Source organism: Pedobacter gandavensis (genome assembly GCF_032678745.1).
Classification (GTDB): domain Bacteria; phylum Bacteroidota; class Bacteroidia; order Sphingobacteriales; family Sphingobacteriaceae; genus Pedobacter; species Pedobacter gandavensis_C.
This window is the reverse complement of sequence record NZ_JAVTST010000001.1, coordinates 1,828,026-1,844,823: the sequence shown is the minus strand read 5'-3', so window position 1 is coordinate 1,844,823 and position 16,798 is coordinate 1,828,026. Positions and strand designations below refer to the sequence as shown.

The 16,798-nt window shown below is 41.7% G+C and carries 11 protein-coding genes; 3 read left to right on the top strand and 8 right to left on the bottom strand.

What is annotated here, in order from left to right:
* Positions 1-15: 15 nt before the first annotated feature.
* On the bottom strand, positions 16-2,676 hold the full coding sequence (locus tag R2S10_RS07575; RefSeq protein ID WP_316839841.1) for a hypothetical protein: 2,661 nt from the start codon (positions 2,674-2,676) through the stop codon (positions 16-18).
* A 56-nt stretch (positions 2,677-2,732) separates the two neighbouring features.
* On the opposite strand from R2S10_RS07575, the gene R2S10_RS07570 reads away from it, so the two are divergent.
* Positions 2,733-2,894, top strand: coding sequence for a hypothetical protein (locus R2S10_RS07570; protein WP_316839840.1), 162 nt, complete (start codon positions 2,733-2,735; stop codon positions 2,892-2,894).
* A 111-nt stretch (positions 2,895-3,005) separates the two neighbouring features.
* Here R2S10_RS07570 and R2S10_RS07565 read toward each other — a convergent pair whose 3' ends face one another.
* The 7 genes from R2S10_RS07565 to R2S10_RS07535 form a co-directional block, all read right to left on the bottom strand.
* The gene (locus R2S10_RS07565; protein WP_316839839.1) at positions 3,006-3,851 is read right to left on the bottom strand and encodes an ROK family protein; all 846 of its coding nucleotides are present in this window, start codon (positions 3,849-3,851) and stop codon (positions 3,006-3,008) included.
* On the bottom strand, positions 3,841-5,127 hold the full coding sequence (locus R2S10_RS07560; RefSeq protein WP_316839838.1) for an MFS transporter: 1,287 nt from the start codon (positions 5,125-5,127) through the stop codon (positions 3,841-3,843). Before R2S10_RS07560 ends, R2S10_RS07565 begins: the two co-directional genes overlap by 11 nt.
* A 79-nt stretch (positions 5,128-5,206) precedes the next feature.
* A complete protein-coding gene (locus R2S10_RS07555; RefSeq protein ID WP_316839837.1) occupies positions 5,207-5,761 on the bottom strand; it encodes an RNA polymerase sigma factor in 555 nt (184 codons plus the stop codon).
* Positions 5,762-6,097: 336 nt separating this feature from the next.
* Positions 6,098-8,536, bottom strand: coding sequence for a phosphocholine-specific phospholipase C (locus tag R2S10_RS07550; RefSeq protein ID WP_316839836.1), 2,439 nt, complete (start codon positions 8,534-8,536; stop codon positions 6,098-6,100).
* A gap of 79 nt (positions 8,537-8,615) precedes the next feature.
* Positions 8,616-10,112: a SusD/RagB family nutrient-binding outer membrane lipoprotein gene (locus tag R2S10_RS07545; RefSeq protein ID WP_316839835.1), complete on the bottom strand. Its 1,497-nt coding sequence runs from the start codon at positions 10,110-10,112 to the stop codon at positions 8,616-8,618.
* Positions 10,113-10,143: 31 nt separating this feature from the next.
* The gene (locus R2S10_RS07540) at positions 10,144-13,287 is read right to left on the bottom strand and encodes a SusC/RagA family TonB-linked outer membrane protein (protein ID WP_316839834.1); all 3,144 of its coding nucleotides are present in this window, start codon (positions 13,285-13,287) and stop codon (positions 10,144-10,146) included.
* Positions 13,288-13,531: 244 nt separating this feature from the next.
* On the bottom strand, positions 13,532-13,948 hold the full coding sequence (locus R2S10_RS07535) for a helix-turn-helix domain-containing protein (RefSeq protein WP_316839833.1): 417 nt from the start codon (positions 13,946-13,948) through the stop codon (positions 13,532-13,534).
* Positions 13,949-14,047: 99 nt separating this feature from the next.
* Here R2S10_RS07535 and R2S10_RS07530 point away from each other — a divergent pair, with 99 nt between their 5' ends.
* Complete coding sequence (locus tag R2S10_RS07530) at positions 14,048-15,481, top strand: MFS transporter (protein ID WP_316839832.1); 1,434 nt, start codon at positions 14,048-14,050, stop codon at positions 15,479-15,481.
* A gap of 68 nt (positions 15,482-15,549) precedes the next feature.
* A complete protein-coding gene (locus R2S10_RS07525) occupies positions 15,550-16,665 on the top strand; it encodes a transglutaminase domain-containing protein (RefSeq protein ID WP_316839831.1) in 1,116 nt (371 codons plus the stop codon).
* Positions 16,666-16,798: the final 133 nt, after the last annotated feature.

Sequence of the window (16,798 nt, the reverse complement as noted above, 5' to 3'; positions counted from 1 at the left end):
TGTACTGTATAATTCTTATTTTTTTGATATTTCTGTTTTGCCAGACTTTTGTTGCCCTTCGTTTCTTAACCAATACAGCAGGTAAGGGACGTTGTAGGCATGTGTCCAGCCGAATACGCGGAGGCCATTTCTGACATCCCATTCTGCATATTCCTTTTCCGGATCTTGAGGGAGGTGGCTGACTTTCAGTAAGGTTTCTGCGAGTTGTTTTTGTGTGGCATTGTCGTCGAATTTAACATTGGCAGGATCTGTTTTTAAGACTTGTGCGCGTTCCAGGGCCTTATCCAGATAGCTTTTATCTTGGGTGAATTCGTAACCGATCAGTAAGCTGTGGATCGAGGAAAGGTAAGATTCCATGAAGTAAGCGATAGGCTCATTATCTCTTACCGAACGGGCGTGTTTGAGGAGTGCTTGTTTCACTTTCTGATCACCAGTGATCTGGTAATATTTTCTTAGTCCCTGTGAGGCGTATACTTGTGAATAGCCGTACCGGTCGATCACCAGACTGTTGTTTTGCTCTGTTCCGTTTTGAAGGTCGAGCATGTGTTTAATGCGGTCTTTGAGGTCGGTAAGGTAGATTTCATCTTTTGTAGCATCGTATACTTCGGTCATGTTCCACACGGAAAGGTATAACCTGCGTCCCATTAGGTCATGGTCGCCCCAGATGCGTTTTACATAGGTGTCTGCAGTTTGACGGGCGATTTCCAGTCCACGGTGATCTCCGGTTAGGAAATAATCTGCCAGCCATCCTTGTACCCATACATGTGCGCTCAGTACTGCCGACCAGTGTTGGTCGCCATGTCTTTTGCCAATACCTAAATAGGGGGTGGTGTTGTCTGGTGCCTCTTTACTTTGCAAATAGTCTAGTACCGGGTTGGTATCGCCATGGTATACCGGTTTTTTAGGCCAGTGGATATTGTCGACATCCATGGTATGTCTGCTCATTGCTTGTGCGGTATTGTACAGTTTTGGGTCGCCAGTTCTCATGAATTGCATCCAGAGCATATAATCCTGCGCAGGTTCATTGTTTGCCCACATTTCCCATTTGTTGTTGATGTAATAATTTTTAAAATCGCCATGCTCAAACATCCCGTACCATGGTGCCCAGTTTTGGTTGAAGAGCATCCAGTCGAATTTATAGTCCATTCCTCGTTCAAATTCGGAGAAGGAAGTGTTGTGCGGAGACATGGCACCGAATACTTTGGATTGCGCATAGACTTGTGGAGCGGCATGAGCTACTGGCGGATCCAGGAAATAATTCAGTGATTTTTGAATTGCTGGAGTGCTTACATTGGCCTCGTGGAAGTAATATACTAGTTCGCTGGTTTTGGCCAGTCCTTGTGCGAAATTCCCTAAAATGCCATCATCAGGGGCATTGGTATCTCTTGCAAAGCTCATTGGCCCTGCTTGTGGCGACCATAAATAGGCGGTTGCGAGTTGCTGATCTGCGATGATGTTCAGTTCTTTGGGATATTCTTCAAAGAAGTGTTTGATGCCGATGGCAATTCCCCATTTTTTATCGCTGATGTCCATCCATCCGCTGGCTTTTGCGGTCTGGAGTTGTTCTTTTTTATCGGTGCTGAGGCTTGCGGAAAAGCCTTCAATTCTTTTGGTATCCGTTGATTCCGGTACTGGTGCTACTTTATTTGGCTTCGGACCGGTTTGGAACAAGGAGGTTTGTTGTTTACCATTTCCACTGAATTCGAATACTTTTTCTGGTTGGTTTTCCCACCATTTACCCTCTTTATAACCTACTTTATAGGCGATGTTTCCGTTTAGTTTATAGTTTAAGGCGAAGCCCGTTGCGGCAATCTGATCGTTTGGTTTGGACCAGCCTTTATCATTGCTTTCTTCTTCTGATAGGATGTCTTTACTTTGTGTGGTAATTCTGGCATGTTCTCCTTTTTTGATCTCATGTTGATCTGGGACCCCGGTATAGACAAAGGTATGGAGTACTTTTACGTAAGATTTGCCGGCATAAACATGTATTCTAAGTACAAATGGAGCGTTATTATTGTCTTTTCTGTTGTATAGATATTCTCCTTCCAGCCTGATGATGCCATGGAGTGGGCCGGAGCCTTTTTCGATGACGCTTCTGGTAATGACCGCTTTGGATTTATCTATTCCTGCCTGATCGAGCAGGTCGAGGAAGGAGCCTCTGTCTTTTGCACCTTCGGCAATGACATCTGAAGCGCTAAAGCCATTTTTATCGGTGTCTAATTGTACTGTTTCAAAGAAACCACCCTGGTCTTTCTTGATTTTAAAGTTTAATGGGCCGGTGCTGACTTCCGTATAGCTGCCCATGGGTTGTACGTTTCTGATCACGACGCGATCGCCTTTAAAGTTTTCTCTTTTGACATCGTTGCCGTATTCTAAGGTGTAGTTATCGTTGGCATCGGTAAAGAAAAATACCCAGATCCATTTGATGCTGCTGTTGGCGGGCATCCAATTGTTGACTTCTGTGATTTGTGAAGGGATTTCTTTGCCTTGTTTATTGAGCAGGCGGACATGATCCGGGGAGTATAGTGCGCCCTCAGGAATAGGGATGCCTAAGGTAATAGGGGCACCTTCTGTATGTTTTTCGACTTTTAAGGGGAGGCGTTCTGCTGCAATAGTACTCGATGTAATGAGGAGGAGCAAGGACAAGGAGAGGAAGGTTTGGCTTAGCTTTTTCATTGGAATAGGTTCTTTCCCTGTAAGACGGGGCCGGTTGACTTTTGTACTCGTTTTATTTGCAAGTATTTACTGTGGTATGGAATTCTGTGGAGGTAAAAGAAATGATTGCTTGCATTCTTGGCGGGCTGGCTGGTGGTTTACTTGCCGCTATTGTAGAATATAAGAAGTATAAAGATCGGAAGGCCTTAAAGATGAAATACCGGGAGCCAAACAAATGAGTAGCCTATTTAATACTTTATCCGTTTTGATATTAGGAATGGTATGTATTACCTGTAGTAACTTATTGAAAAAAGTAAAGAACACCCGAGCAAAGGAGGAACGATAGGTTTTTAAGGGTTAAAATATAATGCGGCGGCACCAAGGATGGCGATGTTGTTGATTTCAGAAGCCGAGATCTTGATATTTTTAATGACAGGTTGATAGGGGAAGTCCTGTAATTCTGCCCATAAAGTATCGCTAAAGAAGGGGAAGGCTTTACTCACTGATCCGCCCATTACAATCATGTCCGGATCTACGGCATAGAGTATGGTTTTTATTAGGGAGCTGAGGTGTTTTCCATATTCCTGGAAGATTTTCAATGCTGCTGGATCTCCTGCTGCGGCTTTGTTGTAAACTGCTTCACCGGAGCTTTTGTGGAAATGACTGAAGAAATTGCCACTGCAATAGAATTCATAATTGCGGTCCAGGTAAGGGATCATGCCAAATTCTCCGGCACCACAGTTGCGGCCTTCATAGAGTTTATCATCGCAGATGATTCCGGCGGCAACGCCTGTACCGAGGATTAAGCCAGTGAGGTTGCTTGTTTCCTTACCCATGCCGTAATGCCATTCTCCGGCAGCGAAGCAATTCGCATCGTTATTCATGAGGACAGGAACTTTGAAATGTTTTTCCAGTATGGCTTTTAATGGGACGGCTTTCCAGGAAGGGATATTTTGCACATCGTAAACGATACCTTCTTTAGTATCCAGAATGCCGGGAACGCCAATGCCAATGGCTTTAACTTCGGGGCTGATTACTCTGCTGATTGAATTGATGACCTGGTCGATGACTGCTTTCTCGTTGTCTTTAGATTGGATTTTTTCAGCCTCTATTTTAATAATTTCTTGTCCGCTTACTAATCCAGAGCGCACATTCGTGCCACCAAGATCTACGCCAATCAGCATTTTATTGTTCATTAGTTACGAGTTTCTTATGGGATATATTTTTCTTTTTCCTAAGGGAAATGGTTTCATTCTGTACAAGGGGTTTGGCCCAAAACCCAAGGCTCAGGATATAACCGAGCATCACAAATATAAAAATCATTCCGGTTTTTAAAGAGGTAAAATCTCCTATCCAACCGATAATCAATGGGATCACTGCTCCACCGCATATTCCGGTAATGAGTATGCCTGATAAGGCACCATGGTGCTTGTCCATCGAGTTGAGTGCCAGTGAAATGATGATCGACCACATTACTGAGGCAAAGAATCCGATCATTGGGAATGCCCATATGGCTATGGTGGCGGAACCAAATAAGGCAAAAACCAGACTGATGATTGCTGCTGCGGTAAATATGACCAGTACTTTTTTGCTGTCCATGAATTTGAGCAGTAATAAACCGAGTAGTGTGCCAATGGTGAGCATTCCCCAGAACCAGGATACTGCAGTGGCACCCCCTGTTTTCGGGTCTATCTGGTGGTAAGTATGTAGAAATTCGGACATCCAGTTGGCAACACCTTGTTCCAGGCCAACGTAACAGAATATGGCCAGGAAGTAAAGACCTACTGTTGGGTTTTTAAGGAGGGCAATATTGGTTTCCATACCGCCTACTTTTTCGTCACCTTTCAGTTCCACTTTAGGGATTTTTATACAGGCAATTACGATGACCATTAGAAGAGAAACGATGGCGAATATCCAGTATAGAGAAATCCATGGCAAGGCAGCTGGAACGATCGACTCAAAAAAGGAAATCAGCGGACTGGCATCGCCTTCCGGCTTTCCGATATTCAGGACGAGGTAGGAATATACTAAAGGGCTTAAAAAGGAAGCGAGACCAAAAAAGAATTGTGCGAGGACAGAGTTAAAGGCAAAGTGTTCTTCGCCTCCGGCGACGCGTAACAATGGGTTAATGGCGACCTGCAACATCGCCATGCCCGCACCTATCAGGAAGAGGGAACACATATAGCTGAAATAGCCTGGGGTAAATACAAAGAGCATGGCGCCGAGGAAGGAAATAAAGAAGGCCGCAGCCATTACCTTTTTCTCTCCATATTTTTCTACGAGGATGCCTGAAGGGATAGACATCACGCCATAAGCGATGAAAAAAGCAAATGGGAGCAGAGCGACAGTGGTTAGACTTAAAGAAAAACTCCGGATGATATCCGGAACCAATGGGCCGATGATATTGGTTAAAAATGAGATGACAAAGAATGTCAGTAGAATCAGTCCCAGTACGAAGTAGTTTCTTTTCATTGGTTCATCGGTTTATGAACATACAGACGGGCCCTCATTGGTTTTGTACTGTATTTTTCCGAGAAATATTTTTAAAGGGCTATCCAGACCTGGAGGCGATGTTTTTGCGGAGGATTTTGATGCCTTCATGTACGCAATTCCGGATGGCCTGGTATTTTATGGGTAGGATTTCGGCGATTTGTTTATAGGAAAGGCCATCAAAATAATGGAGCAACATGACTTGTCGCTGTCTTTTACTGAGGTGTTTTAGGGCCTGGTGTAAATGGAGGTTAAGGGCATTCTGATCCTGGTTTTGAATAATGGTCTCTTCAATGCTACTTTCTTCCTGCGGGTGGTCTAGCTCTGCCAGGTTAATCTCTCGTCTGGATTTTTTAATGGCTTCAAATAGCATCCGGATATAGGCGCGGTACAGATAACTTTTAACGGAGGCTACTTCTCCAAGATTCTCTCTGTTTTTCCAAAGTTTCAAGAACAAATCCTGTAAACAATCCTCCGCAAGCTCCGTATCAGCAGAGGTTTTTATACCGTAGCGGTAGAGCAGCATATAGTAATTGTAGTAGATCACTTTGAACGCGTCTTTATCGCCGGATTTAAAGCTTTCCCAAAGCTTCGATTCAGAAATTTTATCATGCATACCCAGATGTTTACAAGAATTGAACTAAACGAAAGAATTGTTAATGTATTAATAATTTATTGTAAGTTCCTACAACATTTTGAAAATATGTTTTTGGGTTAGCCTTTGATAACGAGTTGTTTATCGGGTGTTTTTTTGTGATTAATTGCGTTTTTAATAGTTCAAACACATAAAACAATTTGTTTTCGGGTTCGGGATTTTGCTGGAAAATAAAGGGTGTTATCAGTGGTATTGTAATAGTGATTTTACTCGGAATTTGGGTAGGAGGGACTGAAAAAACAAAAAAACAGCCCCTGGATCATTACAATTCAGGGGCTGTTTTTTATCGTTTTGAGTTTAATATAAATTCCCCATTAAAGGGTCAGTAAAACTCTCTTTTGAATGTTCTACATGGCCAGCAAACTGCTGACTATAAATTTTGTTTTTATCAGTTGTGACAGTGAAATCATACCAGCTATGGCTTGCTTTTAAGTCGATAGGAATAAAGATTTCTTCCTGACTCTTGTTTAAAACCGCATTGATTACCGGTTTTTTATAGCTGTTGTCTTTGATCGTTATTTTTATCGGATTGCCCTTCGTTAAACGCCTGATGTGTAGCATTACATTTCCATTAGGTTTGCTGCCCTCTTTTTCGGCCTGGTACCTTAAGGCGATTTCGATTTCTGGATCCTGTGCATTGCCGGTATACCTGCGATAGAAACCATTTGCACTATAAACTTTCAAATCATAAGCTTCGGTATTGAAAGCAGTTAATGGCCATTCGTAACGGATCGTATCACCTGCATCCACGGTGAAATCCCAGTTTTTATCTCCTGAATAAACGATAAATCCAGCACCTTTTGCTTTATCTCCAAAAAACGTATTCCCGGCATTGAAATCGATCTGAAATTGTTTGTTTGCGGTATCTAGTGTGGCATGCGCATACAACTCATATGGGATGGCATTTGCCGGTTTAATACCTGGTTCCTGCTGCGGTAGGTTTGGATTGTTTTTAGGATGCTTTAGGATTCCCGCAATTGCTGCTTTGTCCAGGTTTTTGAAATTGTCTGGGAGTTTGGCAAACTTAGCTTTATGAATTCCTTCTAAGAATGGCATTCTTTCTACTGTGGTTGGTAATGGGATATTTTCTCCGTTATAGGGTCTGAATACAGAGGTTAAATCACCGCATAAGCTTCTTCTCCAGGAGCTGATATTATCTTCATGGATTTTCTGACCTGTTTTGTGGGAAAGGAAATTTTCCAGGAACTGAATGGAAGAGGTATGGTCGAACGTTTGAGAGTTCACATAACCACCTCTTGACCATGGAGAAACGACCAGCATTGGGACGCGGAAACCGAGGCCTACAGAACTTTCTCTTTCGCTGTTTCCTTCTTTATAAATATATTCTGAGCTGCTGTCTAATGAGGTTGATATTTTTCCTTTGGTTGGATCTTTAGGGTCTGGCGCTACAAATGGAGGTAGGTGGTCGAAGTAGCCATCATTCTCATCGTAGGTGAGGACAAAGATGGTCTTTTTCCATACTTCCGGGTTTTTCGTTAAGATGTCTATGGCCTCTGATAAATACCAGGCACCATACCAGGGCGCTCCCGGGTGATCGGAGAAGTTGCATGGGGCCACTAACCAGGAAACGGTAGGCAGTTTGCCGGTGTCCACATCTTTACGGAATTGGTGCAATACATCACCTTTTGGGATTTTAGCAGTTCTTTCTGTGCCATTGTCGTTATAGGTATGTGTTTCCAGGCTATGGAAATCCGGATCATTTCTATTGGTTACGAAAGCCCTGCGGTGTAAATCCTGTTGCTCAGGACTTAGTTTTTCCAATGGATTAAGTTCCAGGAACTCGATTTCTTTGGTCAAAAAATCCAGTTTCTTCTGCAGTTTAGGATCTGCTTTTTCTTTCAATTTGTTTTCCAGTTCGGTTTTTGCTTTACGCAGGTAAACCAGGTGTTCCGGATGTCTTTTAACATGGTATTGTTTGAAGAACTCCATGTCGTTATCTGTGAAGTTGGCCAGCCAGCTGTCTTCTTCGTCTTCCAGACCTACACCTACACTCAGTTCATTTTGATATATTTTCCAATCTACTGCATGTTTCGATAAACGTTCCGGAAATGTACTCCATGATACGCGTTCTGAACCATCGATGAATCCATTGGAATGATGTGCGGTAGAGGATTCGTTTTGTTCTTCCCTGATTTTTCCGGTCCAGAAGAAACAACGGTTCGGACTTGTTCCGGTTAAAACAGAGCAAAAGTTATGATCGCAGACCGTAAACGCATCTGCTAAGGAATAGTAGAAAGGGATGTCTTCGCGGTTGTAGTAACCCATGGTTAAAGGCATTTCTGCATATTCTTTATTGCCGGATTTTTTTGCCTCCAGCCATCCGTCGTATTTGCCATCGTTACGGGCATCTACCTGGTTTTCCCAGGAATGGGGTAGGGCGCTCATCCAGGTTGCTTTCGTGTCTTTAATGTTTAAGCGGAAAGGGGCATAAGTTTCTCCTTTTTTATTGCTTTGCAACCATACAGGATATTGGTTAGGTAGGGTAATGGCTCTGGGATTATTAAATCCTCTTACTCCTTTTAGGGTACCGAATGCATGGTCAAATGACCTGTTTTCCTGCATTAGAAATACAACATGTTCTGCATCTAAATAGGTGCTTCCTACTGCAGGATTTATGGCCATTGCTCTTTGTATGGAGGCGGGTAACATTCCTGCCATACCTAGTGCGCCGGTTAGTAATGTGGCTTTTTTAATGAAATCTCTTCTGCTTTCCATTGGGTTCAATTGTGTTGTAATAAAAAGATTGATTAGCCGAAACTAATCAATCCTTTTAAAAATTGTCATTTATTGTTGTTTATTTTACCCACCAAACCTGCTGGTCGATTTTGTCATTTCCAGCACCGAATTGTGATTGGATGGCTTTAGAAACATTGACTGTATTGTTGTCGTATTCCGATTGCGGATAAATCCAACGGAAGGGAACATTAACGCCATCTGCTCTGTGGAAGTCCGGATAACCTGTTCTCAGGTGGTCATAGAAAGCAGTCCAGCCGGATTGGAAAAATGTTCTCAGGTATTTTTGGGTGATGATCAGTTCTGTTTTTTGTGCGGTAGTACTGGCTTGTGTAAAGTCATTTATCGGTAACGCTAAATACTCATTTGCCTTTTCTTCAGTAAAATAGTTTGCAGCTCCTTTTACATAGGTCTGATAGAATTTAAAGGAAGCTTTTATCCCGTTTTTATAATGCTGATTGGCATCACCTGCAACCCAGTTTCTAACTATGGCTTCTGCGATGATGAGTTCCTGTTCGGCAAATCCCATGAGTACTAATGGTTCATTTTCAGGTTCAGCTGGAAAGCGGTTGTGGACTTTTGATACTTTTCCTGCTGCTGCTTTGATACTGGTTTCTGCGTAAGGTACGGCAGGATCACCACCATCGTAGGCCGTAAAGTCATCGATTGCTTTTCCTGCTTCTTTCGCTAATTTTGTTGGCGCGCAATAGAAGAATAAGCGTGGGTCTTTTCTGACTTTAAGCTGGTCGATAAAAGTAGCACTCATAAACATCCCGGAACCAAATCCGCTGGAGTTAAATTCAGGATAACGGTTTCCATCCTGGTCTTTAAAGATCAGCTGGCCATCGCCATCAGCCTCTGTATTTCCCAAAATAGGCTCGTTTTGGAGAATTTGTGCGAAGCTTTCTTTTAGTTTAAGCTCCCCATCTGATTCTTTTTTGGAAAGGGTGATCAATACTTTTAAGCGGAAAGAATTGACCAGTCTGCGCCATTTAGCGGGAACGCCTTTATAGATAATATCACCTGCAATGCTGGCATTTGGGTTCATGTTTTTCAACATGGTATTGGCTTCTTCAAGTTCTTTTAGAATGCCCAGGAAGACTGCTTTCTGCGTATCATAAGCAGGAGGGGCATAGCCTTTAGGGCTTTCTCCTTGCAGGGCCTGGCTATAAGGGATATCGCCGAAAGTAAGGGTTAAATTATAGAAATAATACGCTCTGAAGAACTTGGCCAATGCCAAATAAGAAGGGTCATTTACTCTGTTGGCCTCTTCGATCATCTTGGTTACATTTCTAAGGTTGGAATAAGGTGCAAAATCGCCTCTTCCCCATTTAAAATACTGCCCCTGACTTTCCCCATCGGTTTGCACCAATATCCGGTTTGCATATAATGGACTAGTGCCACTAAAAGCGCGGAAAGCATCCCATTCTACTTTGGTAAGCAATAACTGTGGGTGAGTTTGCAAAGGTTTATTCGGATCTATATTCATGAAATCCTGGTCCTTACAGGAAGAGAATAAGAGTGCGCCAGCTAGTAGACTATATATTAATTTCTTCATCGTTGTTGTTTTTTTGGTTTAACAGTTTGTTTTAAAGTTTGACACCTAGAGAGAAGCCAATGAATCTGGTTGAAGGATCCTGAAGATCATTGTCATTACCAAAATCCGGGTCCAGTAATGGCATTTTCTTCCACATCAATGGGTTATAGCTGTATACAGATAGTTTTACTGATTTTAAGCTGCCCATTTTAACCACCTTTGCAAGGTCATATCCAACAGATACTCTTCTCAGTTTAAAGAAAGAGCGGTCAAAAACGTTGGCGAATTTTTTGTTTTCTTTCTCGGTAACTCTTGCTTCGTAAGGATAGTTTTGGCTCCAGGTTTGCCAGTTTACAGCGGTTGTATTTTGCTTATAAGTTCTGGTGTCTGACAATACTTTTCCGTTTACATCTCTTTTCAATTCACCACCGGTTACAACTACACCGTTTGGTACATATATCGCTTTTCCTGCTGCATACTCTTCGTCTCTGAATTCTACAGAACTTGGGTGTTTACCGCCCCACCACATTTTTTCAATGGTTACTGAGCGCATAATACCACCCCAGGCACCATCAATATCGATGTTGACATCAAATCCTTTGATGGTGAATTTGTTTTGAAGGCCTAAGCGCCAGCTTGGGTCGTTGTGGCCCAGGTTAACTTTAAAGTTGTCTTTTGTTGGCATCCCTGTTTTTGCATCCAGGATGACCTCGCCTGTGGCACTTTTTAACCAGGTAGTTCCGTAGAAACTATCCGCTCTATCGTTAAGGAATAGGTCGCCGTATTTATTCTGATTGTTGTAAATCTCTATTAATTTCTTTGCTGATGCGCTCCAGTTTGCAGCGATGTTCCAGCTGAAATTCTTGCTTTTGATCGCCGTAAAATTACCCATGATTTCAAGTCCTTGCGTTCTGTATTTGTTGCCATTTACTTTACGGGTTTTGAAGCCGGATGCCTCGGAAGTACTTAAATCAATAATCTGATTTTCGTCTATGACATTGTAATAGGTGAATTCTAAACCTACTCTTTTGAATATGGAACTGGATAAACCAACTTCATAAGAGGTTGATTTTTCAGGCATAATATTAGGGTTTACAATTCCTTCAGGGTAGGAAACAGATGGTATGGTACCATAAGTGACATCTTTTGAATAGGTAGAGTTTACACTGTATGGAGCTAGATCATTTGATACTTTAGCCCATGAAGTATATACTTTCAGGTAGTCCATTGCTTTTGGCAATTTGATGTAATCTGAAACCATGGTGCTTAAAGATGCAGATGGATAAAAGTAAGATCTGTTTTCTTTGCTTAGGGTAGAAGACCAGTCGTTTCTCCCGGTTACATTCAGGTAAACTGCATTGAAAATGTCGAAGTTTGCAGAAGCATAAACGCTGCGGATAGATTTTTGTTCCAGGGAGTTTTTTGCCTGTACCGGTCCTTGTGTATTGTTTAAGTTGTATACAAATGGGACGATTAAACCATCACTGGAAGCATATTCCTGTTGTATATCTCTGTTGAAGGTGGATGCACCAGCGTTTACTGTGAAGTTCAGATCTTTTGAAATTTCTTTATTATAAGAGGCCAGGAAATCCAGGTCAATATTTGTTTGTGAATTGTTCCACATCTTATAATCTCCATTTCTAGAATCGCCATAGTTCATATAAGATTTAGGGCTTTTCATGTCTTCAAAAGATTTCTTTTCACGTCCGGAAGCTCTGGCCTGAAGGCTCAATCCCGGCATCACCTGCCATCTTAATTTTGCCTGGGCATTTAGTACATTTCTATTTTGAGATTGTGTAAGTTCTTCTGAGGCGAAGTAAGGGTTGTTGTACCATGCATAGTTATAATTGGCTTGTCTGTATCCTTCCAATCCTGGAACATACATATGGTCTCTCAGGTCTTTTCCGTTTACATCATCACCCATCCAGATCAGGATGGTGTACATGTGGTTTTTAGGGCCGTAACCGTATCTCGGATAGTTTGGTGAGGATACTTTATTGTAGGATAGGCTTGCATCTAATTCCAGATCACTACTTAGTTTGAAAGAAGAGTTGAAGTTTGCACCACCAGTAGTTAAAGAAGTATTTGGCACCTGACCGCGTTGGTAGCCATAGGTTCCTGAGGCGTAAAACTTGGCTTTATCTGATTTGTAAGCCACAGAAAAATCATTGTTGGTTACGAGTCCTGGTCTAAGGAAATCTTTCAGGTTGTCGTGTCTTACCCAGTCGATAGGTACTCTTTCATATTTGGATTTATCATCGTAAATGGTTCCTTTCACATTTCCCCACCAGTCAATAGTTTCTCCGGTTTGTTTATTTCTGATAGGGCTGTTCCATTGTGCAATTTTAACGCCTGGCTGGAATTTTGGTCCCCAGATCATATCTCCATCAGAGATACCACCATCTTCACCATCCCAGAATTCATATTTTCCATTGGATCCGTTTCCGTATTCGGTTTGCGTCTTCGGAAAAACCGTATAACCGGCAGAGATCATGTTATTGGTATTGATGTTGATTTCCAGTCCGTCTTTTTCTGCGTTTTTAGTTGTAATCAGGATGGCTCCGTTTTTACCTCTTGCACCATATAATGCGGAAGCTGTTGTTCCTTTTAGGACGTTAATATTGGCGATGTTATCACCGGATACATCAAAGAAGTCGGTTTCTACCGGGATACCATCAATTACGATCAATGGATCCTTGCCTCTTAAAGAGAAAGAGGGTTTCTGAAACATACCAGTAGGATTGTTTACCGTTAATCCTGCTACCTGTCCGGATAAAGCATTACCGATATTCATGGTTTTCGATTCCGACAGGGCATCCATTTTGACTTCCTGAGTGGCATATCCCAGCTTTTTCTTTTGCTGTTTGATACCGATGGCGGTAACCACCACTTCATTCAATGTTTTTGAGTCTTCTTGTAAAATGATGTTGATTTGAGTTTTTCCATTAACCGGTACGCTTTGAGTCAGGTAACCGATGTAACTAAAAGAAAGCGTTGCATTTGAAGGTGCAGCAATGGTGTAATTCCCTTCAAAGTCGGTGGTGGCAACTTTAGTGGTACTGACCACCGCGATGCTGACGCCCGGGATGCCGATACCTTTGGTGTCTTTTACGACTCCTTTAATGATATTTTGTGCAAAGGCAACCTGATTGATTAGCAGGTATAGCACCGCAAATAATAGTAGTTTTCTTTTCATATTTGTTTGATTTTACAGCGCAAATCTAGATTTAGGCTGTAAAAGGAATATGAAACAGGCATTATGGTTCTGGTTTTCTGAAATATAATGCCTGGTGGATGGAGCCACTTTATTTAAAAGAATTCCAAGGCTGGAAAGCAGCTAAAACGGTTTTAATAGTTGTTCTAATCAAGGTTTTTAGAAAATCTGCGTTGGTTTGAAAAGAAAGCAAGTCGCAGATTTCCGTTTTTGAGGGGAAGTTGTATTAATCAGGTATTATGCCAGTGTTATTGATTGTGTGATCAGCCGTTTTTGTCAGGTTACAGTATTTGTCATTCCAATCTGTTAACACCTGAATGACCGGAAGTAAGGTAATCCCAATTTCTGTGAGTTTGTATTCCACTCTTGGAGGAGATTCTGCGTAAGCTTTCCTGTAAATGATGCCATCACGCTCCAGTTCCCGCAGTTGTATGGTGAGTGTGGTTTGTGCAATATCGTCCATCTTTCTTTTCAATTCTCCAAACCTCGACACGCAATCATCGGCGATGATTTTTATCAGTAACATTTTCCATTTACCACCCATAATTTTCAGGGCGTTTGTCACCGCACAGTTATTTGTTGAATAATCGTCTTTTTCTGGTTTTGTAACCTCCTGGTTATGAATATTGGTATTGTTTTCCATACTAAGTATCGTTTTAATAACTACTTGCAGGGATTTACAAGTAGAGACATCTTTGCGGCCTTTACAGGGCATGTTGCCTTGTTCAATTCAGCCTAAAATATGATTCAGCAAATTAATAACAGACGATCCCTATTTATCCTTTCTGCTGCTGCTTTTCTATCCGTACTGGACATTTTCATTGTAAATGTAGCACTTCCAACCATCAAAAAAGACATCAATGCTACAGAAGCCGATATACAAATGGTGATTGCGGGGTATTTGTTAGGTTATGCCGTGTTCCTGATTACCGGTGCCAGTGCAGGGGATTATTATGGTAAGAAGAAAGTGTATGTGATTTCTATGTGTTGTTTTACGCTTGCGTCTTTATTTTGTGGGATTGCGCAAACACCTATGCAGCTCAACGTTTCCCGTTCTTTGCAAGGGATGACTGCGGCATTTATGGTGCCTCAAAGTTTAGCGTATATTCAGTTGCTTTTTCCTGATCAGAAAGCAAGAGCAAAGGCTTTGGCTTTTTATGGGAGTGTTGCGGGAATCGCTTCCGTGATCGGGCAGTTCTTAGGCGGTTTTTTGCCGGACATACACTTTTCAAATGAATGGTTTAGTAATATGGATGGCTGGAGGTTGATTTTTCTAATCAATATTCCATTGGGAATTGCTGCTACTTATACGGCTTTCCTTTATTTAAAGGAACATAAGGTGGCACGTACTGGGCGCTTTGATGTCGCAGGTGTGATATTGGGAAGTCTGGCACTTTTATTTTTGATCTATCCGCTGATCAGGGGAAGAGAACTTGGCTGGCCTTTTTGGAGTCTTGGAATGCTGGGTAGTTCTTTTCTGCTGTTGTATGGTTTTGTGAGACATCAACAGGGGAAAATGAAAAGAGGAGGGAGTGCCTTGATTAATATTCAGTTATTTCGCATTAAGGATTTTAAGATTGGGCTGTTTATCGCGCTATTTTATTTCATTGCACAGGATTCTTACTTTTTAATTACGGGATTGTTATTGCAGGATGGTTTACATATTAGTTCCTCGGAAACGGGTTTGCTATTTGTTTTTCAAGGTTTAGGTTATGTATTCGGCTCTGTATATTCTGTTTCCTTGATCAATAAGTACGGAAAAAAAGTAATTTTAATGGCGGTGTTATTGATGATGGTTGCGCTGGTTTTTCATGTTGTTCTTTTTAGTACTGCTTCTTTAGATTGGTATTTCTCTTATCCCTTATTACTGATTTATGGCATTGGTTGCGGATCCGTATTGCCTTCCATCATGTCGCTGGCCTTGCAACGTATTCCAGGGAATCTGGCGGGATCTGCCTCAGGTTTATATTCCACCATTCAACAAACTGCAATTGCCCTGGGAATTGGTTTAACCGGTGGTGTTTTCTTTTCGCTGCTGGACGCGAAAAGTAATAAAGCCGCTTTTGTAAATGCTTATATGGGCGCAACAGGCTTTAATCTTTTAGCATTATTGTGTGTGTTGTATTTTCTTTATAAACTTCCGGAGCAGGAAAAGCATAGCGGTGGTGTTGAATAAGGAGAATGTTTTGCCGGATAGTTTTATTGTCGAAGGGGAACTAGTATATTTAAGCTATAATTTATTCTATGAAAGCTCCCGTTTTACTCGGCATGATTGCGCTGTCTGCCCTCTCAATTTCTTCATTTGCGCAGGAAAAATTTAACAATAAACCCTTGCTGCATGCAAATAATGAGGCTGCAGATATATTGATCGGAGAAGATTGGTATTCCAATCGCTGGCGGATATCTCCCCAGATTGAACGTGACAGTATGAAGCTGAAATTATATGGTAAAATGGAAACATTTGGTTTTAGGACAGATAAAGATAGTTTGCGCTTCAAGATTAAGGTTGGGGAAACGAAGTCGTTTTATGTGAAACTTGGCGATGCTGCACCTGCTTTTACGCTGATTTCTGCAGAGCCCTATGTTTGGGATCCTATCGTTTATGATAAGACCGCGGGACGGGCAGATCTTAAGTTTTATTTTCCGGGAAAAGATGATGCTTATTCAGCGTCTTTGAGAAAGCAGTATCCGCTGGATGCGCAGCTCTTAAAAGATAAATCTGATACTGAAAAAGCGCTTTCGATCATGAACTGGACGCACCATCAATGGAAACATGATGGGAATAATGCACCAAAAGGTAGTGATGGGATTTCAATTTTAAATGAGGTAAAAGCAGGAGGGAGATTTCCTTGTTTTGCTTATGCGATAGTATTGAGGGATCAATTGATCGCCTATGGTATTCCTGCACGTGTGCTCTATTTGAAGACCAAAGATGCAGAATTTAGAAAGGGTTCTCCGGGACATGTAGCCACAGAAGTTTATTTGAAGGACCTTAAGAAATGGGTGTTTCTTGATGGACAGTTCAATGTAATGCCGATGTTGAATGGAAAACCATTGAATGCGGTGGAGTTTCAGGATGCGTTGACTAAGCATTACGATAAGGTGGTATTGGCCAGTAGGGATCAGGTATCCAAGAGGTATTATACAGAGTTTGTATATGATTATCTATATTATTTTGATACTGCGGTCGACAATAGGTTAGCACCTGCTGCTGGATTGGCTAAGGTGGATGGCATGAGGTCGGTGATGTTGGTGCCGGTAGGGGCAGCAGATTTAAAGAAAATTAGTTTCTGGAATTCTACCGTAGATTATTGTGTGTACACGAGGTCATTAAATGATTTTTACCCGGTATTGAATTAAAAAATAAGTGTAAAGACCATTCCAGCAAATATTACTGTCATAAAAAGCAGGTATTCACCCGATCTAATTTGTCGAGTGAATACCTGCTTTTTTAATTAGGTTCTTGTTGTATTCTTCTCATCGGATCTAAGAT